This is a genomic window from Micromonospora sp. NBC_00858 (assembly GCF_045207365.1).
In the GTDB taxonomy this organism is placed as follows: Bacteria; Actinomycetota; Actinomycetes; order Mycobacteriales; family Micromonosporaceae; genus Micromonospora.
The window spans coordinates 4364659-4385063 of sequence record NZ_CP108828.1; the positions used below are offsets into that span (position 1 = coordinate 4364659).

General features: G+C 69.2%; 21 protein-coding genes. 8 read left to right on the forward strand and 13 right to left on the reverse strand.

Going from position 1 to position 20405, the window contains the following annotated elements; genetic code table 11:
• Positions 1 to 242 precede the first annotated feature (242 nt).
• Positions 243 to 1046 (reverse strand): SDR family oxidoreductase, encoded by an 804-nt coding sequence (locus OG990_RS20225; RefSeq protein ID WP_355603554.1) that lies wholly within the window; start codon positions 1044 to 1046, stop codon positions 243 to 245.
• 10 nt (positions 1047 to 1056) lie between these two features.
• Positions 1057 to 2688, reverse strand: coding sequence for an FAD-binding protein (locus tag OG990_RS20230; protein WP_406076754.1), 1632 nt, complete (start codon positions 2686 to 2688; stop codon positions 1057 to 1059).
• Between the two features lie 172 nt (positions 2689 to 2860).
• Between OG990_RS20230 and OG990_RS20235 the strand changes: the two genes are divergently transcribed.
• Positions 2861 to 3085, forward strand: a complete 225-nt coding sequence (locus OG990_RS20235; RefSeq protein WP_406076755.1) for a hypothetical protein — start codon at positions 2861 to 2863, stop codon at positions 3083 to 3085.
• Between the two features lie 124 nt (positions 3086 to 3209).
• Here OG990_RS20235 and OG990_RS20240 read toward each other — a convergent pair whose 3' ends face one another.
• The 3 genes from OG990_RS20240 to OG990_RS20250 all read right to left on the reverse strand — a co-directional run bounded on the left by OG990_RS20240 (position 3210) and on the right by OG990_RS20250 (position 4464).
• Complete coding sequence (locus tag OG990_RS20240; RefSeq protein ID WP_406076756.1) at positions 3210 to 3722, reverse strand: DUF6000 family protein; 513 nt, start codon at positions 3720 to 3722, stop codon at positions 3210 to 3212.
• A gap of 189 nt (positions 3723 to 3911) precedes the next feature.
• Positions 3912 to 4298 (reverse strand): tryptophan-rich sensory protein, encoded by a 387-nt coding sequence (locus OG990_RS20245; RefSeq protein WP_406076758.1) that lies wholly within the window; start codon positions 4296 to 4298, stop codon positions 3912 to 3914.
• A complete protein-coding gene (locus OG990_RS20250; RefSeq protein WP_355603560.1) occupies positions 4192 to 4464 on the reverse strand; it encodes a GlsB/YeaQ/YmgE family stress response membrane protein in 273 nt (90 codons plus the stop codon). Before OG990_RS20250 ends, OG990_RS20245 begins: the two co-directional genes overlap by 107 nt.
• 101 nt (positions 4465 to 4565) lie before the next feature.
• On the opposite strand from OG990_RS20250, the gene bla reads away from it, so the two are divergent.
• Entirely contained in the window at positions 4566 to 5486 is a 921-nt protein-coding gene (bla, locus tag OG990_RS20255; protein WP_406076760.1) for a class A beta-lactamase, read from the forward strand.
• Between the two features lie 10 nt (positions 5487 to 5496).
• On the opposite strand, the gene OG990_RS20260 is transcribed toward bla, so the two are convergent.
• Positions 5497 to 6753, reverse strand: coding sequence for an MFS transporter (locus OG990_RS20260; protein WP_406076762.1), 1257 nt, complete (start codon positions 6751 to 6753; stop codon positions 5497 to 5499).
• 129 nt (positions 6754 to 6882) lie between these two features.
• Here OG990_RS20260 and OG990_RS20265 point away from each other — a divergent pair, with 129 nt between their 5' ends.
• Positions 6883 to 7833, forward strand: a complete 951-nt coding sequence (locus OG990_RS20265; protein ID WP_406076764.1) for a LysR family transcriptional regulator — start codon at positions 6883 to 6885, stop codon at positions 7831 to 7833.
• Between the two features lie 3 nt (positions 7834 to 7836).
• Here OG990_RS20265 and OG990_RS20270 read toward each other — a convergent pair whose 3' ends face one another.
• The 3 genes from OG990_RS20270 to OG990_RS20280 are packed head-to-tail and all read right to left on the reverse strand — an operon-like array spanning position 7837 to position 11024.
• Positions 7837 to 9576 (reverse strand): multicopper oxidase family protein, encoded by a 1740-nt coding sequence (locus OG990_RS20270; protein WP_386988999.1) that lies wholly within the window; start codon positions 9574 to 9576, stop codon positions 7837 to 7839.
• Positions 9573 to 10025, reverse strand: a complete 453-nt coding sequence (locus OG990_RS20275) for a DUF6220 domain-containing protein (protein ID WP_406076765.1) — start codon at positions 10023 to 10025, stop codon at positions 9573 to 9575. The genes OG990_RS20270 and OG990_RS20275 overlap by 4 nt, the downstream gene beginning before the upstream one ends.
• Before the next feature lie 9 nt (positions 10026 to 10034).
• Complete coding sequence (locus OG990_RS20280; RefSeq protein ID WP_406076767.1) at positions 10035 to 11024, reverse strand: carboxymuconolactone decarboxylase family protein; 990 nt, start codon at positions 11022 to 11024, stop codon at positions 10035 to 10037.
• Between the two features lie 144 nt (positions 11025 to 11168).
• Between OG990_RS20280 and OG990_RS20285 the strand changes: the two genes are divergently transcribed.
• The 3 genes from OG990_RS20285 to OG990_RS20295 all read left to right on the forward strand — a co-directional run bounded on the left by OG990_RS20285 (position 11169) and on the right by OG990_RS20295 (position 13860).
• A complete protein-coding gene (locus OG990_RS20285; protein WP_406076769.1) occupies positions 11169 to 12299 on the forward strand; it encodes a sensor histidine kinase in 1131 nt (376 codons plus the stop codon).
• A 76-nt stretch (positions 12300 to 12375) separates the two neighbouring features.
• Positions 12376 to 13038 carry a response regulator transcription factor gene (locus OG990_RS20290; protein ID WP_328425279.1) on the forward strand — a complete coding sequence of 221 codons (663 nt, stop codon included), beginning with the start codon at positions 12376 to 12378 and terminating at the stop codon, positions 13036 to 13038.
• A 108-nt stretch (positions 13039 to 13146) separates the two neighbouring features.
• On the forward strand, positions 13147 to 13860 hold the full coding sequence (locus tag OG990_RS20295; protein ID WP_355603582.1) for a hypothetical protein: 714 nt from the start codon (positions 13147 to 13149) through the stop codon (positions 13858 to 13860).
• Here OG990_RS20295 and OG990_RS20300 read toward each other — a convergent pair.
• Positions 13820 to 14251 carry a hypothetical protein gene (locus OG990_RS20300; RefSeq protein ID WP_406076771.1) on the reverse strand — a complete coding sequence of 144 codons (432 nt, stop codon included), beginning with the start codon at positions 14249 to 14251 and terminating at the stop codon, positions 13820 to 13822. The genes OG990_RS20295 and OG990_RS20300 overlap by 41 nt on opposite strands.
• A 65-nt stretch (positions 14252 to 14316) precedes the next feature.
• Here OG990_RS20300 and OG990_RS20305 point away from each other — a divergent pair, with 65 nt between their 5' ends.
• Positions 14317 to 14886 carry a CPBP family intramembrane glutamic endopeptidase gene (locus tag OG990_RS20305; RefSeq protein WP_406076772.1) on the forward strand — a complete coding sequence of 190 codons (570 nt, stop codon included), beginning with the start codon at positions 14317 to 14319 and terminating at the stop codon, positions 14884 to 14886.
• Between the two features lie 215 nt (positions 14887 to 15101).
• Here the strand turns inward: OG990_RS20305 and OG990_RS20310 are convergent, their stop codons facing one another.
• From OG990_RS20310 to OG990_RS20320, 3 genes are all read right to left on the reverse strand, one after another.
• The gene (locus tag OG990_RS20310) at positions 15102 to 17162 is read right to left on the reverse strand and encodes an MMPL family transporter (protein ID WP_406076773.1); all 2061 of its coding nucleotides are present in this window, start codon (positions 17160 to 17162) and stop codon (positions 15102 to 15104) included.
• Positions 17163 to 17472: 310 nt separating this feature from the next.
• On the reverse strand, positions 17473 to 18369 hold the full coding sequence (locus tag OG990_RS20315) for an RNA polymerase sigma-70 factor (RefSeq protein WP_328425267.1): 897 nt from the start codon (positions 18367 to 18369) through the stop codon (positions 17473 to 17475).
• Positions 18366 to 19553 (reverse strand): NAD(P)/FAD-dependent oxidoreductase, encoded by a 1188-nt coding sequence (locus tag OG990_RS20320; protein ID WP_406076774.1) that lies wholly within the window; start codon positions 19551 to 19553, stop codon positions 18366 to 18368. The genes OG990_RS20315 and OG990_RS20320 overlap by 4 nt, the downstream gene beginning before the upstream one ends.
• Before the next feature lie 320 nt (positions 19554 to 19873).
• Here OG990_RS20320 and OG990_RS20325 point away from each other — a divergent pair, with 320 nt between their 5' ends.
• Positions 19874 to 20230 (forward strand): VOC family protein, encoded by a 357-nt coding sequence (locus OG990_RS20325; RefSeq protein ID WP_406076776.1) that lies wholly within the window; start codon positions 19874 to 19876, stop codon positions 20228 to 20230.
• Positions 20231 to 20405: the final 175 nt, after the last annotated feature.

Sequence of the window (20405 nt, forward strand, 5' to 3'; positions counted from 1 at the left end):
TAGCGCTTGCAGGTTTTTTGCAGTGTCCGTGCGAGAGCCGGCGCATGGGGGCGGTCAGCGGGCTTCGCGCTCGCCCGCACTGGCCGACGTCCAGTTTTACGCGGCGGTGCCGGTGCCCGGCGAGTCGGCCCCGCCGCTGCGCGACGGGGCCGGTTCAACAGATTGCGGGCCCGGTCAGCTCGTCAGCGGGCGGGACTTACGGCGTTGCGTCACTCATCGGAACGACAGGGCGCCTGGCGCCGCTATTCCACCAGGTCTCGCATCTTCTTGGCTATCAGGGGAATCGCGCGGGCGGGCATGAGACGAGACATGCGGTCGAGCATCCGAGCGTCCTTGCCGATCGTGACTCGCGGCGCCCCCGTCACGACAGCCTCAACGATCTGCCGCGCAGCCTCCTCAGGAGACGTGAGCTTGGCCGCCGCTTGCGCCTGATCGGCGACGGCGCCCCTGGCGTCAACCCCGGAGTTACCCAGGATGTTGGTGGCGATGCCACCCGGGAAAACGATGGTCACTTTGAGTGGACCGCTCTGGTGCTCGGCGATGAGCCCTTCGGTGAAGAGCTTCACCGCCGCCTTGCTCGCACCGTAAGCGCCCTGTCCCGGGAACGGCACCAGCGAACCCATCGAGCCGACGTTGACCAGCGACGACGCCGGCCGCGCTTCGAGCAGCGGCAAGAAGGCCTTCGTGGTGTTGACAGTGGCCCAGAAGTTGACCGCCATGACGCGCTCGATGTCCTCGAAACTCAGTGCGGCGATCGGCTTGAAGTCATGCACGATGCCGGCGACGTTGATCAGGCCGTCGACTTGTCCGTGGGCGGCAACGACTGCCGAGGGCAGTGCCAGGACCGCCGCGCGGTCGGTGAGGTCGATGGGCATGGTGATCAGCCGATCGCCGGCGCGGGCACGATCGGCTGTCTGCTTGAGGCCGGCTTCACTCAGGTCGACCGCGACCACACGGGCACCACGAGCGAGCAACGCCAGGGTGACCTCCCGACCGATCCCGTTTCCACCACCGGTGACGACGAAAACGTTGTCCCTGATCTCCACGACGGTCTCCCTATCTCCCGTGTGCCAGGTGGCGGGCGGCGCGCAGCCCGAACACGACGGCCGGGCCGATAGTCGAGCCGGGGCCCGGGTAGGTCCTGCCCATCACCGAGGCTGAGTTGTTGCCGGCCGAGTAGAGCCCCTCGATCACCGATCCGTCCTCGCGCAGGGCGCGGCCGTCGGCGTCGGTGACCACGCCACCCTTGGTGCCGAGGTCCCCGATGACGACCTTGACGGCGGTGAACGGCCCGTGCTCCAACGGACCGAGATTGGGGTTCGGGTGGACCAGCGGGTCGCTGTAGTAGCGGTCGTACGCCGAGTTGCCGCGCCCGAAGTCGCCGTCAACACCTGCGCGGGCAAAGCCGTTGAACCGCTCGACCGTCGCGGTCAGGCAGGCCGGATCAACGCCGATCAGCTTCGCCAACTCCTCCAGCGTGTCTGCTTTGAACAGCACCCCCTCGCGCCGCATCGCCCGCTTCGCCTTGGGATCCAGCAGGTAGCTGCGAAGGTAACGACGGGCATGCCGGCGATCGGCGATCATCCAGTACGGTCCAGCCTTGTCGTGGTCGAGCATGTGGTGCCCGAGGTCGACGTACGACTCCGACTCGTTGGCGAACCGATCGCCCCGCGCATCGACGATGATCGAGAATGGGAACGACCGTTCGCCAACGATGAACGACGGCTCGGACGCGCTTGTCGCGGCGACGGACGCTCCCCACCACGCGTCGTCGAGCAGTTCGGTGGCCGCACCGTGAGACATCGCGATGCCGATCGGCTTGCCGAGATTGCCCGGTGCACCAGACGGGGAGCCGTCGATGCCGTGGTATTTCCGCCGCCACTCGCGGTTGTAGTCGAAGCCGCCGGCTGCGAGCATCACGCCGCGGCGCGCGCCGATCGTGAGCTGCCCGCCCTCATGGGTGATGCGCACCCCGACGACCCGGCCGTCCGCGACAACAAGATCTTCCAGCGGCGACTCCAGCCACAGGTCGGCCTTGTGCTTGACCACCACGACGTTGAGGAACGACGCCGTCAGGCCGGCACCGATGCCCGCGAGCTTCGCACCGCGAACCAGGCCGCCCGCCGCGCGGAAGGCGAGCTGCGCACCACGCCGGAAGCCGCTGGGCGTCGACCAGGCCCGGCCCAGCAACCACACGTCGTCGGTGAGGATCGGCATCGCCGCGGGTGCTTGCGACGAGTGCCACCACTTGCCGATCTTGCGTAGGTTGAACGGCTTGTGCTCAATGGAGCGGCCGATCTTTCCGCCCGGCCGCTCCGGGTAGTAGTCGGAGTATTCGGCGGCGCGTACGAACTCCATGCCGTACTTCTGCGCGGTCTCGACGAAGTCGGCGACACCGTCGACGAACGCCTCCTTGCGCTCCCGGCTGGTCGAACGGCCCTCGTCCCCGACGGTGGCCTCGAGGTAGGTCAACGCTTCGGCGCGCGAGTCGCCCACACCGTCGCGTCGCATGAGCGGGTTGTTGGGCAACCACATGCCGCCACCGGACTTCGCGCTGTTGCCGCCCCACTTCGCCGTGCTCTCCAGCATCAGTACTGAAAGACCCTCGTCGATCGCACCCAGAGCGGTGGCAAAGCCGGCAGCACCGGTGCCCACGACGACTACGTCATAGGTTCTGTCGAAGGTCATCGGTAGCCTCCCCTAACCGGACAATGTCGTCCGGTCACACTTTTCAGTGTGCGCGGTGACAAACGTCAGGTCAACTGTGGCCCGGCTGCTTCGCCTGACAATCGGGCGGAGGAGGAGGTGTCAGCCAGGGCGTCTCGTGCGTCACGAGCACGGTTGTCCCTAGCATGACGGCATGAACGTTGGCGAGCTTCGAGAGTGGCTGTCCACTCAGGACGGGCGGTCCCCCGTCTGCGTCCTAGGCATCAGCGAGGGCGGCGAGTCGATTCAGGAGTGGGCCGTCAACATCGGCACCGGCCAGGGCCCGTCTGACGAGGTAGACGCCGTGATTATCTCGTGGGCGCACTCCGCCGAAGCTGAGGCAAGACATGAGGAGCGGCACCGGTCGCAAGAGCCGTGAGGCCGTCGGCTGGGGGACTAACTGCGATCCCGGCGCACGGTGCCGGACGCAGGTGGACTTCCGGGACGGCCTGATGAGGTCACCGGCTCTGCCGGTTAACGAGATGTCGTGGACAACAGCCCGGTCAGCCGGTTTGCAGCCGACGCGCGATGTCGAGCAGAGCAGCGAAGGTGACTTCGTCTGCGTCGGTTGGCAGTGGAAGCGGGGTGGCGACGTGGTGGTGACGACGGACATGGTCCGCTGCGGCAGCGATTACCCCACTCGCTCCCCAGCCCTCGGCCTGATCCGCGGCGAAGTATTGCTCCAGGGCTTCAATGGCCTCGGGGCCGGCCAGGACAACGGCGGCTGTCGCAAGCGGCGGTGCGTCGAGGGAGCCCTGCGATGTGGCTAGGGCATGGAGAACGGCGGCGGTTACCTCGGGACCGCCAACCCCTACCGAGTACCAGGCACCCATGACCCGTGGACGCCAGCCATCCCGCAGGAGTGCCATCACATCGGCTGGGGTTGCACCTCGGCTCACTTCGGCCAGCGCCGCAATCAAGGGACGCCCGTACCTGAGGGCGTTGGTTCCCATCATGTCGAGATAGAACGGCACGACACAGCGCTCAATCAGTTCGTCGGTATCCCCTTGATCCACGTCCGCAACTTAGCCGGTGCATGACGCCAGACCAGGACCAGGATCCCGTCGAGCAGCCAAGCGCAGCATCCGCCCCGGCGCGACGGTTGCCCACTCGAATCCCGCCTGATCGGTGCCGTCTGCCGCGCCGGGGCTCACCGACTAGCCCCGGGGTTGGTTGATTCGTGGGGCCGAGTGGTTCAGGTCGCGTCACCTGTCGCTGTTGAGGCGGACGATGGCACCGTTGAGGACGGTGGCGAACAGCGTCCACGCGACGTACGGGGCCAGTGCGGCGCCGGCGAGGCGATCAGCGCGCGAGGCGCGCGAGCACGGAAGAACAGGGCACTTCAACCGACATTGAGTGCCCCGCCGTGGCGGCGATCGGGCGCCTCGGCCATGAAGCCGATAGCAGACGAGGCCGCACAGCCCGCACAACGGGCGACGGCCCGCCCCCGTTGAACGGGGTCGGGCCGTCGCGATGGCGCGAAGATCAGTGCACGCGGCGGCGGCCGTAGGCGCCAGCGGCGATCGCCACGCCGATAGCGGCGAAGACGACCTGAAGGACCAGCTCGATCCAGTCGACCCCGCTGGTGTCATCGACGCCGACGGCGCCAGCGACGAGGGTGCCCAGGATCGCAGCGACCACACCGATGAGCAGGGTCAGCCAGATCGGAATGTTCTGCTTGCCTGGTACGACCAGCCGCCCGAGCGCGCCGATGATCAGACCGATGATGATGGCGGTGAAGAAGCCGGTAACTTCCACGAGAGCCGTCCCTCCAGAGGATTGTCGTCGCCCTCCTATTGCCCCAGGCAACTACCGGCAAAACCGATCCGGGGCGTCAACCGACGAAAGGAACACGAACCGTGCTTCTCGCGCCCCGCCGGGCTGCCGTGGTGGCCACCACCGCGCTCGCGCTCGCCGCCTGCTCGGCAACAGAAGGGCCGACCGTTTCCCCGTCGAACTCCCCGTCGAGCCCCGTCGCCACCTCCCCCTCGGCGCCCGCGGCCAGGCCGGATTTCGCCCTCCTCGAGGCGGAGTTCGACGCTCGGCTCGGCGTCTATGCCATCGACACCGGCACCGGCCGCACCGTCGAGCATCGCGCCGACGAGCGGTTCGCCTACGCGTCGACCTTCAAGGCGCTCGCCGCCGCCGCGGTGCTGGACGCGACCTCGACCGCCGAGCTGAACCAGGTGGTCCGGTACACGAGGGCGGACCTGGTGACCCACTCACCGATCACCGAGCGGCACGCGGGGAAGGGGATGACGCTGCGCGAACTGGGTGACGCCGCCGTACGGTACAGCGACAACACCGCCGCCAACCTGCTGCTGAAGCGGCTCGGCGGCCCGGCTGGCTTCGAGCGGGCCCTACGCGACCTCGGCGACCGGGTCACCGATCCCGAGCGGTTCGAGACCGACCTCAACGAGGCGACCCCCGGCGACCAGCGCGACACGAGCACTCCCCGGGCCCTTGCCGCCGACCTCCGCGCGTACGTTCTCGGCGATGCGCTCTCCGCCGAAGACCGCACGGTGCTGACCGCGTGGCTCAAGGGGAACACGACCGGAGACAAGCTCATCAGGGCCGGCGTCCCGGCCGCCTGGCAGGTCGGCGACAAGACCGGCTCAGGCGGGTACGGCACCCGCAACGACATTGCCGTCGTCTGGCCCCCCGACAGCGCCCCCATCGTGCTCGCGATCCTCTCGACCCGCGACGAGAAGGACGCCGAGTATGACGACAAGCTGATCGCGCAGGCGGCGAAGGTGACGGTCGATACCCTGCGCCGGTAGGCCGCCCGCCTCACACGCCCGCCGGCGACGACTGATCGGACCTGCTCGACAGCCGGGTCATGGAGTCCTGGCGGCGGGGCAGCAGCAGCGGGCTGGCGAGGATGAGCAGTCCCGCGACGGCGATAGCCGTGCGTGGGCTGGTGGCGCTGGCGAGCAGTCCGCCGAGCGCGCTGAGGATGGCGATGGCTGCGCTGCTGCTGATCGACCAGGCCGACAGGGTACGGGCGATGCGATCGTTGGGCGTGTGTTCAAGCCGGTAGGTGGCGAGTACCGGGTTGTACAGGCTCATGCTGATGATGATCGCGAGCTCGACAGCCATCACGGTCACGAGGCCGGCGACACCGGGCTGCACGAAGGCGAGGCCGATCAGCCAGACCGCGCGCAACGTACCGACCGTACGGAGAATCCGGTGTTGGCCGTACCGCGCCACGACGCCGCGGGCGAGGCGTGAGCCGATGAGCCCGCCGACGCAGGGGACGGCGAAGGCGAGGCCGTACTGCCAGGGTGGGAATCCGAGCTCGCGGAGCAGGAGCACGGCCAACAGCGGCTCGGTGGCCATGATCAGTCCGCTGACGAGCAGCTGGTTGAGGTAGAGCGCCCGCAGGCCGGGATGGCTCAGGAGGTGTCGCCAGCCGTCGAGCAACTCGGCGGCACGTACCCGGCGCTTCTCGGCTCGCTGCGGGTGTTCTTCGCGACCGCGAATCGCCGTGATGCCCAGCGCCGAGAACAGGTAGCTGAGTGCGTCGGCCACCACGGTGGTGACCGGCCCGAACAGGCCGATCGCCGCTCCGCCCAGCGGCGGGCCGACGGCGATGGAACTCCACGTCGTCGACTCGAACCGCGCGTTGGCCACCAGCAGGTCTTCTGGCCGGACGAGGGCCTTGAGGTGCGCGCCGCTGGCCGCGCTGAAGGCGATCTTGGCTGTGGCGACCACGGCCGAGACGATCAGTAGCTGGACGAAGCTGAGCATGCCGAAGGCGTAGGCGACCGGGATCGTCAGCATGACCGCGAACCGGGCCAGGTCCATCGCGATCATCACCGGCCGCTTACGGCGGAACTCCACCCACGGCCCGAGCGGCAGCGCGATCAGCGCGCCCACTGCCGGCCCCACCGCGGACAACACGGACACCTGAGCGGGGCTGGCATCCAACACCAGTACGGCGATCAGCGGGAACGCACCGAACCCCAGCGCCGAGCCGTAGGCGCTGGCCGCGTAGGCCGCCCACAGCCATCCGAACTGTCGGCCCAGGGATCGCCGTCTGACCACGCTCCGCGCCTCCCGCTTCGAACAACCGACCGTTGATCGCTGGAGAGCAAAGCAAGGCCCGGGACGACGGGTCAAACAACTGAACCGGCGGCGAGCCACAACCGTCTGTTGTGCGATTAGGGTCTTCGCATGGATCTCGACGCCGTGCGCACCTTCGTCGCCGCTGCGGACGCCGGCCAGTTCCAGGAAACCGCCGCCGCGCTGTCGATCACCCAGCAGGCCGTCTCCAAGCGCATCGCCGCGCTGGAGAACGACCTGAACGTACGCCTGTTCACCCGTACGGCCCGCGGGGTCCAGCTCACGATCGACGGCCAGGCGTTCCTGCCCCACGCCCGTGAACTCCTGCGGGTGGCAGAGCGCGCCGACGCGTCCGTGCGCCCTGGCCGGCGCGCCCTACGCGTCGACGTCGTCAACCGGCGGATAGCGCCAGCGGTACGTCTGCAGGACTTCTACCGTCTGCACCCCGAGATCGAGCTGGATGTCGTGACCCTGAATGCCGACGTCGACGCCGCGATCGCCGCCGTCGAGGCCGGGACGATCGACGCCAGCTTCCACGCTGTCACCACTCCCCCGCAGCATCTGCCCGGCGCGATCAAGGCCGCCCGAGTGATCGACGACCCACACCAGCTCCTCGTCGGGCCCAACCATGCGCTCGCCAACGCGCGCGCCGTCACGCCCGCTCACCTTGCCGGACATCGCATCTGGATGCCCGGCATGGCTCCCGGCACCGAATGGGCCGACTACTACGACGAACTCGCCGCCGCGTTCGGGCTCACCATCGACGTGGTCGGGCCCATCTTCGGAAACGAGGCTCTGCTGGCGGAGATCGCCGACTCCCCGGAGTTGGCGACCTTCGTCGGCGAAGGCTCGCGGTACCTGTGGCCGGACAGCTACGACCTGCGGCGGATCCCGGTGCGTGGTCCGACCCCGATCTACCCGATGTCGATGATCTGGCGCGCGGACAACCCGCATCCCGCGCTCCGCGAGCTTCGCGACTACCTCGACTCCAGACGGGCGGACGCACCCGACGCCGAAGTCTGGACACCGACCTGGGCACGGCGGTCAGTCCCGCATCCCTGAGGATCACGAGTACATCAGGTGCAGCATCATCCCGGCGTCGGCGTGCCCCAGATTGTGGCAGTGGTTGGCCCACACTCCTGGGTTGTCGGCCCGGAACGCCACCTCCCACACGTCGCCGGGGCGTACGTCGAAGGAGTCCAGCCACAATGGGCTTCCGGTCGCCGGCTTTCCGTTGCGGGCCAGCACCAGGACGTGATGGCCGTGCAGATGCCACGGGTGCACGATCTGAGACCGGTTGACGATCGTGAACCTGACAACGTCACCGAGGCGGACGACCTGCGACGGGATGTCCGGATCGGCCGCGCCGTTGACGGTGTGGGCGTATCGCGGAAGCAGTCGGTGCAGGTCGAGGCCGCGGTCGAGCACGAGGGTGAACTCCCGGTCGAACCGGGACCACGGCACCGGAGAACCGACACCGTAGGTGAGCGGATCCAGCACCGGCCACGCGGCGGTCGCCGCCGACACCGGTCCGGTCGAGTAGACCGCCCGTCCGTCGACGAACAGCGCCACCGGCGTGGCGGGGGCGGTGAACACCAGGTCGTAACGACCCCCGGCCGGGATCAGCACGGCGGTGTCCACGAGCGACGTCGGGCCCCGCAGGTCGGATCCGTCGATCGCGGCGACCCGGAACGCCGTCCCGGCCAGGGCGTACCGGTGCGTCGTGCTGTCGGTGTTGATCAGCCGCAGCCGCACGGGCACACCCGCCTCGACCGGCTCGGTTCTCGGTGCGGGCAGCGGTAGGCCCGCCAGCGTGTGCACCGGCACCGTGACGTCGACGCCGGTCATCGGCGCCGGGCGCACCACCAGGACACCGTAGAGACCCATCTGGACGCCGACGTCGGAGACCGAATGCGTGTGGTACCAGTACGTCCCAACCTGGTCGGCGCGGAACCGGTAGACGAACTCCTGTCCGGGCAGCACCGCCGCCTGCGTCACGCCCGGCACTCCGTCCTGACTGTTCGGCACGTCGTACCCGTGCCAGTGCAGCGTGACGCCTCGCTCGATGTCCCGGTTGCGCAGCGTCACCTCCAGGACGTCGCCGACGGTGGCGGTCAGCTCCGGCCCGGGAACCTGCGCGTTGAACGCCCACGCCGCGACGTCCCGGCCGCTCACGCTCACCGTGGTGGTCCCGGCCGTCAGGGCGAACCGCCTGGTGGGTTCGTCGGCGGTCCGCGCATCCCGATATCCGTGATCATGGGGTACGCCGGGAGCGGCGGCCGGGGCGGCGGCCAACCCAGTTCCGGTCACCAGCGCCGCGACCGCCACCACGAGGGCTGCCCGGGACACCAAACGGGACGGGCGCGCGCCGAGGGCGCGCCAGGAGACCGCGGTCGCCGCGACAACCCCGGCGACCGCTAGCAGTCCCGTGCCCGCCGACGCCGGATAGCCGTGCAGGAGCGTCACGAGCAGTGCGCTGCTCGAGGCGTACCCGGCGAAGAGAAGCGGGACCGCGACGGACCGGATGTCGCCCGGCAGCCTCAGCAGCCGCGGCCCGACGACGGCCACCGCCGCGAGCGACAGTGGGGCGGCGATGAGGACCTTCTCCGCCGCGAACCACCAGCCGGCGCGGGCGAGCGCGGTGATCGTGATCGCCCGGGCGAGCGTGGCGAGCAGCGCGAAGGCGGCCAGTCCCAGCGCGAGCGGGCGGCGCCGGGCGGCCGACGCGGCGCCGCCGCCCAGCCATCCGGCGGCCGCGAGGACCGCGATCACGAGGTCGGCCGCGAGCAGTGAGCCGGTGGTCATGCCAGCTCTGCTTCCCGGACGGTCACGGGGGTGGCGTCGACCGGCGCCGGGCTGGCCAGCTGTCGCGCCGCCCGAACCACGCCGACCACGACGTGCACCGCCACGATTCCGTTGACCGCGTGCAGCCCGGCGATGGTCAGGCCGAGTGGGGTGCTGGCGCCCGCCGCGTCGGTGGACGCGTTCGCGAGCATGGCGATGAGCGCCTGCACGACGACGAGGCCGATCGGCAGGATCGCCAGTCCGACGAGCCGGCCCGGCGCCTTCGCCAGCGCGGCGAACAGGGCAGTGAGCAGGGAGAGAACGGGGATGACCGCCATGCCGTTGACGCTGTGCAGGACGTAGGCGCCGTCGCCCGAGGGTTTCGTGAACCCGCCCACGGCGGCGAAGACGAACTGCAGGACGAACGAGACGAGCAACAGAATGCTGGTGATGACGAATGCCTTGCGCATGGTGACCTCCTAGAGGTGTGCCGAGGCCAGGGCCTGGGCGACGTGATCGGTGGCCGTGATCGCCCCGTACGCGACAAGCCGCACGAGGTCGGCGTCGGCCGGATGGGAGAGCCGCCAGAGGGCGACGTCGCCCACGCTGATGGCGCTGGGAGCGAACGCCGCCAGCAACGCGATCCGCGTCCCGACGCGGTCCGTGCCGGGCACGTCCCGGACCAGGTCGACGGCCCAGTCCGAGGGCCGGGCCGGGTACCGCCCGTCCTCCCAGCGCACGGTGGCCGTGACGGTCTGGCGCGCCACGTCGCCCAGGAGGTCCCCGCACTGGGTAGCGGCGTTCCGCAGCGCCACGTACGCGACACCGACCGGGCTGTCCCCCGCCCAGGCCGGTGGCGCCGTCGTGCCGGCGTCGACGAGCGAGAGGCCGCGGCCGGGCTCCTTCGGCCCCCGGGCCGTCTTGGCGTAGAGCCGACCTCCGACCGACCGCACCAGCGGGGAGCGTTGCAGGCCGCCGGGCAGCAGATCCGGGTCGAGCAGCGCCGAGACGATCCGGTTGATGAAGTGGAAGGCGAGCAGGGTGCCGGTGACCTCGGGGCCGTACGGGCTGGTCCAGCCGGCGGCCTTCGGGCTGCGGCTTGCCTCCGCCCAGCCGGCGAGCTCGGCGTGCCTCGGCTCGGGTGGCGTGCCGCCCTGGGCAATGACCTCGCCCAGCGCGTGCTCGCCCAGCGCGTGCAGCAGCATCACGTGGGCGTCGACGCAGAACCGGCAGCGGTTGGCGCGGGACACCGTCGACGCGACGAGCTCGCGGTCGACCCGGGACGCGTCCCCGGCGAGCAGGGCCTCGCGCATCAGCGCCCAGGTGGCGGCCAGCACCTCCGGTACGGGCGAGAGCGCCTGGAAGGTGGGCACCGGCCCGATGAAGTCGTCCCACAGCTGCCGGTAGACCTCCGCGGTGAGACCGGTCGCCGCCTTCGCGGGGTTGGGGGTGAAGAAGCGGTATGTCATGAGCTCGATGCTTGCCTCGACGGGCCGGGAATACGTCGTGCCGCCGCAGACACTTGCCCGGCCGCCGATACCGCGTCCGCAGTACGCCTCATCTACTGCGGGCGCGGGATGCTCCGCTGACGACGGCCGTTCTACAGTTCGACCATGCGCCGCGACCTGCCGTACGCCCTCAGCGGCCTCGCCCTCGGCGGCCTCCTGCTCGGCAACGCCGCGCTCGCACCGGACGCCGCAACGGTCGGGGCTGTCGACGTCCTCCTGGTCCTGGCCATGGCGGCGGCCCTGGCGGTGTGCCGGCGGTACCCGGTCGTGGCGTTGAGCGTGGTGACCGTCGCCATGCTGACCCTCCACGTCCGGGTGCACTCCGGGGTGTCCGCCGCGTTCCCCGTCCTCGGCGCGGTCTACGTCGCCGCCTGGCGGGGGCACCGATCGGCCGCCGCCCTGGCCAGCGTCGTCTTCCTCGGTGGCTTCCTGGCCCGCGACATCTCGGTCGCGCCCGCCGGCCAACCCGGCCAGCTGATCGCCGAGCGGACCGCCCTGCTGCTGGGCTGGTTTGTGGCGGCCAACGTCGCCGGGTTCGTGGCGCGGCAGCGCCGGGCGTACCTGGAACAGGTCGAGCAGCGGGCGATCGAGGCCGAACGCACCCGCGAGGAGATGGCGTTGCGCCGCGCCGGGGAGGAGCGCCTGCGCATCGCCCGCGATCTGCACGACTCGCTGACCCACAACATCTCCGTGATCAAGGTGCAGACCGGGATCGCCGTGCACCTGGCCCGCAAGCACGGCGAGGAGCCCTCGGCCACGCTGCTGGCGATCCAGGAGGCCAGCAGCGCCGCGATGCGGGAACTGCGAGCCACGCTGGGCGTTCTGCGCTCACCCTCCGACGAGGACCGTGTCGGGCTGACCTGGGTGGGCGAGCTCGCCGAACGGACCCGGGCCGCTGGCGTACCGGTGCAGGTGACCGTCACGGGTCAGCCCCGGGACCTGCCCGCCGAGGTCGACCAGGCCGGATATCGCGTCGTCCAGGAGGCCCTGACCAACGTGGCCCGCCACGCCGGCCCCGCCACCGCCCAGGTCCACGTCGAGTACGCCCCGGCGCAGCTGACCGTCTCGGTGACCGACGACGGCCAGGCGTCGCCGGTCCGGCCGGTGACACCGGGTGTGGGCCTGCGCGGCATGCGGGAACGGGTAACCGGAGTGGGCGGCACACTGCGAGCCACTGCCCACGACGACCGCGGGTTCACGGTACGGGCCACGTTCCCGCTGGACGGTCAGGCATGACCGAGCGCTTGCGCGAGGTCCAACCAGCTCAGTCAGCCACGGATCGTGGCGGCTCCGACCGGAGGGAGGAGCCGGCATGATCAGGGTCCTGCTCGCCGACGACCAGGCTCTGATGCGGGCCGGATTCCGGGCATTGCTCGACGCCGAGGACGACCTGGAGGTCGTCGGCGAGGCCACCGACGGCACGTCGGCCGTCCAGTTGTCGCGACGCCTGCGCCCGGACGTCGTGCTCATGGACGTGCAGATGCCGGGACTCGACGGCATCGAAGCCACCCGGCGCATCGCCGCTGATCCCGACCTCGCCGCGATCCGCGTCCTCATCCTCACCAACTACGGGCTCGACTCCTACGTCTTCGCCGCACTCCGCGCGGGCGCCAGCGGTTTCCTCCTCAAGGACGCCGACCCCGCCGACCTGCTGCAGGCAGTGGCTGTCGTGGCTCGCGGCGACGCGCTGCTCGCCCCGGCCGTCACACGTACGCTCATCAGCGAGTTCGTGGCCGGCCCACCGCCGGCCGAGCCAGCCGCCGGACGCGACGTGCTGACCGCCCGCGAACAGGAGATCGTCGAGCTCGTCGCCCGAGGGCTGAGTAACGACGAGATCGCCTTGCGCATGGTGATCAGTCCGTTGACCGCCAAGACGCACGTCAACCGGGCCATGATGAAGCTGCACTGCCGCGACCGTGCCCAGCTGGTCGTGTGGGCGTACGAGTCGGGACTGATCACGCCGCGTCGCCGGTAACCGCGTCGTCTTGCGTAGAGGTCGCTCTGCCACCCCGTCACCGGACGAGGAAGGTCCGACGCACTAGCATTGCCGCGGTCTGGGACGGCTTGGCTGAAACGAGGCGAAATGCGTTGGCTCCGGCGGTTGCTGGGCGGCGGGCGGGTCCAGCTCGATGCGGGGCGGCAGGAGGCGCTGCTACGGGACGTCCAGTATCGGTACGGCGCCGGCGCGCAGATCCGGTTCTCCGAGCAGGTCGAGGCCGTCACCGGAATGCTGAACAGCGACGACGGCTTGGTGGTGGCAGCCCGGATCGTGAGCCAGGTCGCCGACGAGGCCCACGCGGACCTGAAGACCCAGGCCCAGGAAATACACCGACGGACGGGCCGGCGGCTCCTGGTGCACCGCCGGAACTACCGGCCGCTGTGGATGGAGGCCGGCCCGGCCCTGCGGTGGCCACTGTTCGCGTTGCCGTGCGGCTTCCACCCGTACGCGCAGGTGGCTGCCGCGGTCGCGGTAGTCGGCAGCCAGGCGCCCCGGCTCGACCGGGTGACCGACCCGAACCCGCTCCTGACCCACATGTTCGAGGTGCTCGACCTCACCACCGCCGGCTGGGAGTACGGCCGGGTGCGGGTAGACACCGACGCCGCCGCCCTGGCCGATCGACTGATCTCCAGCGCCGCGAAGGTCCTGGCGGCCATGGATGACCCGCCCCGGCTGCCACCTCCGGTCCGTGAGCTGATGCGCCGGAACAACACCCTCGCCGTGCACGATCCGACCGGCCCTCGGGCGGTAGCTGGGATCAATCTGGGCGCGAGGATGCGGGAACGTCTGCTGGCCTGACCTCCGGGCCTACGAAGAGGTCCTCGTTGCTGATGACGAGGCAGTCGAACATCTCGTTGAGGACAGCTCGCTGATGTTCGGTCAACGGGTTCGCGAAGACCGCGACGCCGACTCCGGACGCCTGGCACGCGTCGGCGACTTCGCGTGCCTTACCCGGGCTGAGCAACGTCCGTCGCGAGAAGGGAGTGGTCATCTTGTCCACACCGCCGCGAGAGACGCCCCGCCGCTGGACGTGCCGACTCACCACCCGACCACCGTGTGCTTCCACTGCGGTCGCCAGAAGATCGAGCTTGGCACCGAACTCGTTGTCCTGCGCCGAAAACAGGCCCACGAGCGCCACGTCGGCGCCGGCCAGCACCCGGTTCGGGGGCCTGGCCCGGTATCGGCTCACCGGGCAAGGATGCCAGACATCGCCCTACAGCGGCCGCGGGGCTGTGGCGGCCAACCCTGGCGCCGATGAACGATCTGGTGCCGGGCCTGCCCTGGTGGGCCTTCCTGGCCGTGCTGATGCTCGTCGTCCCCCTGCTCGCCCCGCTCTACTCGGGCGAGGAGTTCGGCTGGACCAGCTACCTGCGGCTGCGGATCCTCCCCGGACGACCACTGGCCGCCACCCTGGCCACGGGCCTGATCTGGGCGATCTGGCACTACCCGCTGCCCTTCCTCGGGTACATCCAGTTCAGCAACGTGGCACTGGGCCTGCTGGTCTGGACGGTGTCATTCATGTGCCAAGAGATCATTCTTTCCTGGCTGCGGCTGCGCAGCGGCAGCATCTGGACCACCAGCGTCGCCCATGCCGGGAACAACATGACCCTGTCGCTGCTGACCGGCACGCTGCTGGGTGAAGGGTCCGATGCCACTGCGACCACGATGGTGATGACGGCGCCGATGGTCGTGGTGGCCGGCTGGGTTCTGCTCAGCGGGCGGTACCGGGCCGCGTCACAACACCGGACACACCAGCTCGTCGGCGCCTCGCCCGACCACCACCGCGACCCGCGTACCAAAGCGAGCTCGACCAGTCCGAAGTGAGCCCACATCTGGAGAACAAGCAACCATCAACCGCACCCCGCCCGCTCATGGACAAGGTCCATGAGCGGGCCGGCGCTCGCAATCTAAGTCGCACGGGCCGAATTCGGCCCACACAACGCGGCCGAACACGGTCGTGGCCGCGCACCGTACGGCCGGCCTTCCCAAGCGGCGTCACCTCCAGAGGCAGGGCCTTCCGGCCCGGCGCCGGAAGGCTGTCACCTGCCCGCGTCCACGAAAGCGGGTTCGGGGTCGGCCTCGCCCGCCGACGGCTGGCGCTCGTGGTGCTTGAACAGCTTGCTGGGCCACCACATCCATCGACCCACGTCCAGAGTCAGCGCGGTGACCAGTACCGAGCGGACGATCATGGTGTCGAGCAGCACGCCGAACGCCACCGCGAACCCCAGCTGCGCCGCGAACACCAACGGCAGCGATCCCAGCGCCGCGAAGGTACCGGCCAGTACCAGTCCCGCTGAAGTGATCACGCCGCCGGTCGCGGACAGCCCGGTCCGCGCGCCGCGCCGGGTGCCGTGCAGCAGTGCCTCTTCCCGTACCCGGGTGACCAGGAAGATGTTGTAGTCGATGCCCAGGGCGACCAGGAACACGAACACCAGGAGCGGGAAGTTCGCGTCCGCCCCGGCGAAGTCGAACACGTGGTTGAACATCAGAGCGCTCACGCCGAGGGCCGCACCGAACGACAGCACCACCGTCGCCACGAGCAGCAGCGGTGCGACGATCGCCCGTAGTAGCAGCGCGAGGATGAGGAAAACCACGATCAGTACGACGGGGATGATCACCTTGGAGTCGCGGGCGGCCGACTGTTGTGTATCGAGTGCGATCGCCGTGCTGCCGCCAAGCCGGGCATCCGCACCCTCGATCTTGTGGACTGCGGTTCTGGCCTGCTCGACGGTGCGCATCGCGGCCTTGCTGCCGGGAGCGTCCTTGAGCGTCCCGAGAACGAAGACCTCACCATCCTTGATCATCGGCGCCGCGACGTCGGCGACCCCTGGGACGCCTGACAGCACGCTCTTGACCTGCTCCGCCGAGGCAGCCTTGGCCACGACGTAAATGGGGTCACCCGACCCGGCCGGGAAGTGTCTGGACTGGATCTCCTCGCCGACGACCGCCTGCGGCTCGTTGGTGAACTGGCCCTTGCTCGGGATCCCATCGGCCTTGAGCCCCGTCACCCCGATCGCCATGACGCCGAGGACGAGCGCGGTGCCGACCCACACGATCCGCGGCCGACTGGAGATGGCGGTGCCGACCCGCGTCCAGATGCTGTCCTTGGGTGTCCCGACCGAGCCGTACGACGGCTTCACCGGCCAGAAGATCCAGCGGCCGCAGATGACCAACAGGGCCGGCATCAGGGTGACCATGGCGAGCAGCCCGACGAGGATACCGACGGCACAGGCCGGGCCGAGCCCTTTTGTGGAGTTGAGAGTGGCCAGCAGCAGTACCAGCAGGCTGACAGCGACGGTCGCGGCGCTGGCGATGATCGCGGGACTGGAGCGGTACAGGGCCTCCGCCATCGCCTCGTGCCGGTCCTCGTGCCGCCTCAACTCCTCCCGGTACCGCGAGATGAGCAGTAGCGCGTAGTCGGTGGCGGCGCCGAACACCAGTACGGTCAAAATGAGGCTGGTCTGCGTGTTGACGGTGAGCCCGGCGCTTTTCGCCAGCAGGTAGATCACCGCTTCCGCCGCGACCAGGGCGCCGCCCGCGGTCAGCAGCGGCAGCAGTGGCAGCAACGGGCTGCGGTAGGTGAACAGCAGGATGACGACCACCACCAACGCGGTGATCGTCCCCAGGGCGCCTCCTCCGCTGAAGGCCGTTATCGAGTCGGACGCGTAACCGGCCGGTCCGGTGACGTGGAACCCGAGACCGTTGGCGTTCTGTTCGCCGATCTTGGTCATCGCGTCGACGACCTTGTGGGCCCCGTCCCAGCCCTCGTTGCCGTCGTCAACCTGGACCACGATCTGGATGGCCTTGCCATTCTGGGCCCTCAATGGCCCCTGTGGCTGCCCCACGATCTTTTCGATGCCCTGGAAGGCGTCGGCGTCGGCTTGGGCCTTGGCCATATCGGCAGGGGTGATGCCCTCGGGCCGGTCGTAGATCACGATCGCGGGCAGGGTATCGGCGGGCTGGAACTTCTTGGCCTGGTCGATGACCTTGGTCGCCTCCGCGTTGCTCGGCAGCCAGGCCGAATTGTCGTTCTTCTCAACGTCGCCCAGGTTGCCGGCCAGCATGAAGGCCGGCACCATCAGGGCGACCCAGATGGCCACGATGGCCCATTTCGCAGTCCTGCCACTGGGCAAGGTCATCACTTTTCGCAACATAGGGATTCCTTAGTGTTCAGTCGACGTGGGAAAGCTTGTCGGGATTGATGCCGGCGTAGATTCCGTACCCCTGGCTGTCGCCCAAAATGAGGTCGAGTACGACGACGGCGAAGGGAGTCACCATCGAACAGCAGCGCCGATGAGTCGCCGTTGACGCTGTAGTAGACGACATTGAAACCGCCGCCGACCTCCGCGTCGCTCAGCCTTCACAGGGCATACGCGACGGTGACCCAATGCGCTGCGGAATGTCGGCTCCTTACCGGCTGATCTGACGCGGAACCGTCATCGCGACAAGTTTGTCTGGGTTGCGGATGGCGTAGAAGTTGGTGATCTTCCCGTCGATGATCTCGATCAGGAGGACGCCTTCGGGGCGGTCACCGATGTGGGCGACCATCGCGGGCCCGTTGTTGCAGTTGGCCATCTGGATTCGCATGCCCGGCCTCTGCAGGCCTGTGCGGAGGAGGTCCATGAGGACGGCCGCCACCTTCCGCGCGCCCACCACCGGCCGGCGTGCCGCGGTGGCCTTGCCGCCACTGTCGGCGGTCCAGGTGACGTTCGGCGCGAGCAGGGAGAGCAGCCCTGCCATGTCACCGGTGGCCGCCGCGGTCATGAACTGCTCGGTGATCTGCGCGGTCTTCGCGGCGTCGACGGGCTGGAATCGCCTGCGTCGCGCCTGCACGTGCTCGCGGGCGCGGTGCGCCACCTGGTGCACCGTCGCCACGGATTTGCCTACTGCTGCGGCGATTTCGTCGTAGCCGAAACCGAACACCTCGCGCAGCACGAACACCGCACGCTCATCGGGGGTGAGTGTTTCGAGCAGTACCAGCATCGCCATCGACACCGACTCGGCGAGCACCACGTCGGCCGACGGGTCGTTCTCGTCGAGCAACAGCGGTTCCGGCAGCCACGGGCCGACGTAGTCCTCGCGACGGCGCGCGCTCGCCCGCAACGCGTTGAGCGTCTGACGGGTCACCAGCCGCGCCAGGTACGACCTGGTGTCCCGCACCGTCGCGAGGTCCACCTCGGCCCACCGCAGATAGCTGTCCTGCAGCACGTCGTCGGATTCGGTGGCCGAGCCGAGTATTTCGTAGACGATCGTGAACAGCAGCGGCCGCAACAGGGTGAATCGCTCGGCATGCTCGTCGGTGGTCACGGGGACGTGACCACCCGCGCGCCGGAGGCCGACTGCTCCAGCCGCCGACCGCCCTTGACCCAGCCCGTGGAACCCGGCTTGCGGGCCCCACGACGGATCCGCGACACCGCGACCTTGCAGGTCAGCTCCTTGATCGCGGCGCCCAGCCGACCGCCGATGTAGATGTTCACCACAGTGTCGTCCTTGCGGGCGAGCTGTCGCATGGCGGCGTGCCGGCCGAGGCTGACGCACGACCCCGTGAGGGCCTGGTTGATCACCGCCGGTTCGATCCCCGCGATGCGGCTCAGCACGGTGTTGGCGGCCTGGGCCCCCAGTGGCCCGGCGGCCTGGCAGCTCATCCGCAGCGGCTGGCCCGACGGTGCCGCGGCGTCGCCGGCGGCGACCACCCGGTCGTCGTCGACACTGGTCAACGTCTCGTCGGTGAGCAGCCGGCCGAGCGTGTCGGTACGCAGCCCGCTCGCGGCCGCCAGCTCCGGCACGTCGAAACCGGTCGCCCATATGGTCAGTGCGCTCGAACGCACCGTACCGTCGGCAAAGACGATCGAATCCGGGCGAACCTCGATCACCACGTCAGCTTCGCGCACGGTGATCCCGTGCCGGGACAGCCACTTGGCCGCGTACCGGCGACCCGGCGAACTCCATGACGACACCAGGGTTCCGCCACAGACCAGCGCGACCGTACGTCCTTGCTCCGCCAACTCGGCGGCCGTCTCGATGCCGGTCAGTCCGCCACCGACCACGGTGACCGGAGCATCGACGGGCAACTCCTCCAGCCTGGCGCGCAGCCGCCGCGCAGCCTCGAACTCTGCGATGGGGAATGCGAATTCGGCCGCGCCAGGCACCGATGACGGTATCGCCGCAGTGCTGCCGACCGCGTAAATGACATAGTCGTAGTCCAGCACGCGGCCCGACGCCAACTGCACTGCGCGGGCGGTGGTGTCGATGCGCGTGACGCTGTCGACAACCAACTGGACACCCTCGCCGAGCAGTTTGGCGTAGTCGACCGTGGCGTCGCCGGTGCCGGCCACGAACTGGTGCAGCCGCACTCGTTCGACGAAGTTCGGCCGGGGATTGACCAAAGCGATGTCGACGTCGGCACGCATCCGTAAATGGTTGGCCGCGAGCGTTCCGGCATAACCACCGCCGATCACGACAATCTTGTGGCGTGTGATGTGCTCAGTCATGCCCCCAAGACACCACGGAACGTCGAAACATGACACGACGTGATGCGAATCACTCCACTTAGTAACGCGAGAACAGGCGGTGGGGCGGCCGGTGGCAACCCGCCGGATGCCGACACCCCACGCCCCCACGCTTGCCGGCACCACAAGTCCGCTCAGCGCGGAAGGACGAGACCCATCTGCGGAAAGTGGCGCCACGGCGATTGACCACCTCGCTGGTCTGCGCCCAAGCCGTCACCCGTCTCGTGTGATACCGACCCGAGTGCCTCCGGGTGGCGTCGACGCTGGACGATCGCTGACCGGAGCTCTGTCAGGATCAGTACATGGCGAACGTCTGGTCCGGTGTCACGATCGATTGCGTCGACCCAGAGCGGGTAGCCCGGTTCTGGAGCGGCCTGCTCGGTCGCGATCCTGGGCCGTCGCAGGAGGGTTGGGTCTACCTCGGCGAGCGAGGTGACCCTCAGCCGCGGCTGGTGTTCCAGCCAGTGCCGGAGCCTCGATCAGGCAAGGTGCGGATTCACCTCGACGTCTCCGTCGACGATATCGACGAGGCGATGGCGCTGGTCATCGGTCTTGGTGGCCGGTTCACCGGTGAACGGCACGACTATGACGAGGGTGTGGTCGTGGTCATGGCCGACCCGGAGGACCACGAGTTCTGCCTCGCTCAGTACTACAGCTGACGGTGGCCGGCCGATCGACCCGGCTACGATCCGCTCGTGATCGAGGAATTGATCAGGAGGACGGCCGCCGAGGACGACGACGCGATCGAGGAATTGTGCGAGATCGCGGACGCCGATCCGCGGAGGCTCGCCCCGTACCAGGGCCTCGCGCCATGCGCCGCTGGTCGACGCAACC

What these genes read in the sequence shown, in the direction of transcription:
- OG990_RS20230 (WP_406076754.1), bottom strand. Translation starts at nt 2,688, where the DNA reads ATGACCTTCGACAGAACCTATGACGTAGTCGTCGTGGGCACCGGTGCT.
- OG990_RS20235 (WP_406076755.1), top strand. Translation starts at nt 2,861, where the DNA reads ATGAACGTTGGCGAGCTTCGAGAGTGGCTGTCCACTCAGGACGGGCGG.
- OG990_RS20245 (WP_406076758.1), bottom strand. Translation starts at nt 4,298, where the DNA reads ATGACACCAGCGGGGTCGACTGGATCGAGCTGGTCCTTCAGGTCGTCT.
- OG990_RS20265 (WP_406076764.1), top strand. Translation starts at nt 6,883, where the DNA reads ATGGATCTCGACGCCGTGCGCACCTTCGTCGCCGCTGCGGACGCCGGC.
- OG990_RS20270 (WP_386988999.1), bottom strand. Translation starts at nt 9,576, where the DNA reads ATGACCACCGGCTCACTGCTCGCGGCCGACCTCGTGATCGCGGTCCTC.
- OG990_RS20275 (WP_406076765.1), bottom strand. Translation starts at nt 10,025, where the DNA reads ATGCGCAAGGCATTCGTCATCACCAGCATTCTGTTGCTCGTCTCGTTC.
- OG990_RS20280 (WP_406076767.1), bottom strand. Translation starts at nt 11,024, where the DNA reads ATGACATACCGCTTCTTCACCCCCAACCCCGCGAAGGCGGCGACCGGT.
- OG990_RS20285 (WP_406076769.1), top strand. Translation starts at nt 11,169, where the DNA reads ATGCGCCGCGACCTGCCGTACGCCCTCAGCGGCCTCGCCCTCGGCGGC.
- OG990_RS20290 (WP_328425279.1), top strand. Translation starts at nt 12,376, where the DNA reads ATGATCAGGGTCCTGCTCGCCGACGACCAGGCTCTGATGCGGGCCGGA.
- OG990_RS20295 (WP_355603582.1), top strand. Translation starts at nt 13,147, where the DNA reads ATGCGTTGGCTCCGGCGGTTGCTGGGCGGCGGGCGGGTCCAGCTCGAT.
- OG990_RS20305 (WP_406076772.1), top strand. Translation starts at nt 14,317, where the DNA reads ATGAACGATCTGGTGCCGGGCCTGCCCTGGTGGGCCTTCCTGGCCGTG.
- OG990_RS20320 (WP_406076774.1), bottom strand. Translation starts at nt 19,553, where the DNA reads ATGACTGAGCACATCACACGCCACAAGATTGTCGTGATCGGCGGTGGT.
- OG990_RS20325 (WP_406076776.1), top strand. Translation starts at nt 19,874, where the DNA reads ATGGCGAACGTCTGGTCCGGTGTCACGATCGATTGCGTCGACCCAGAG.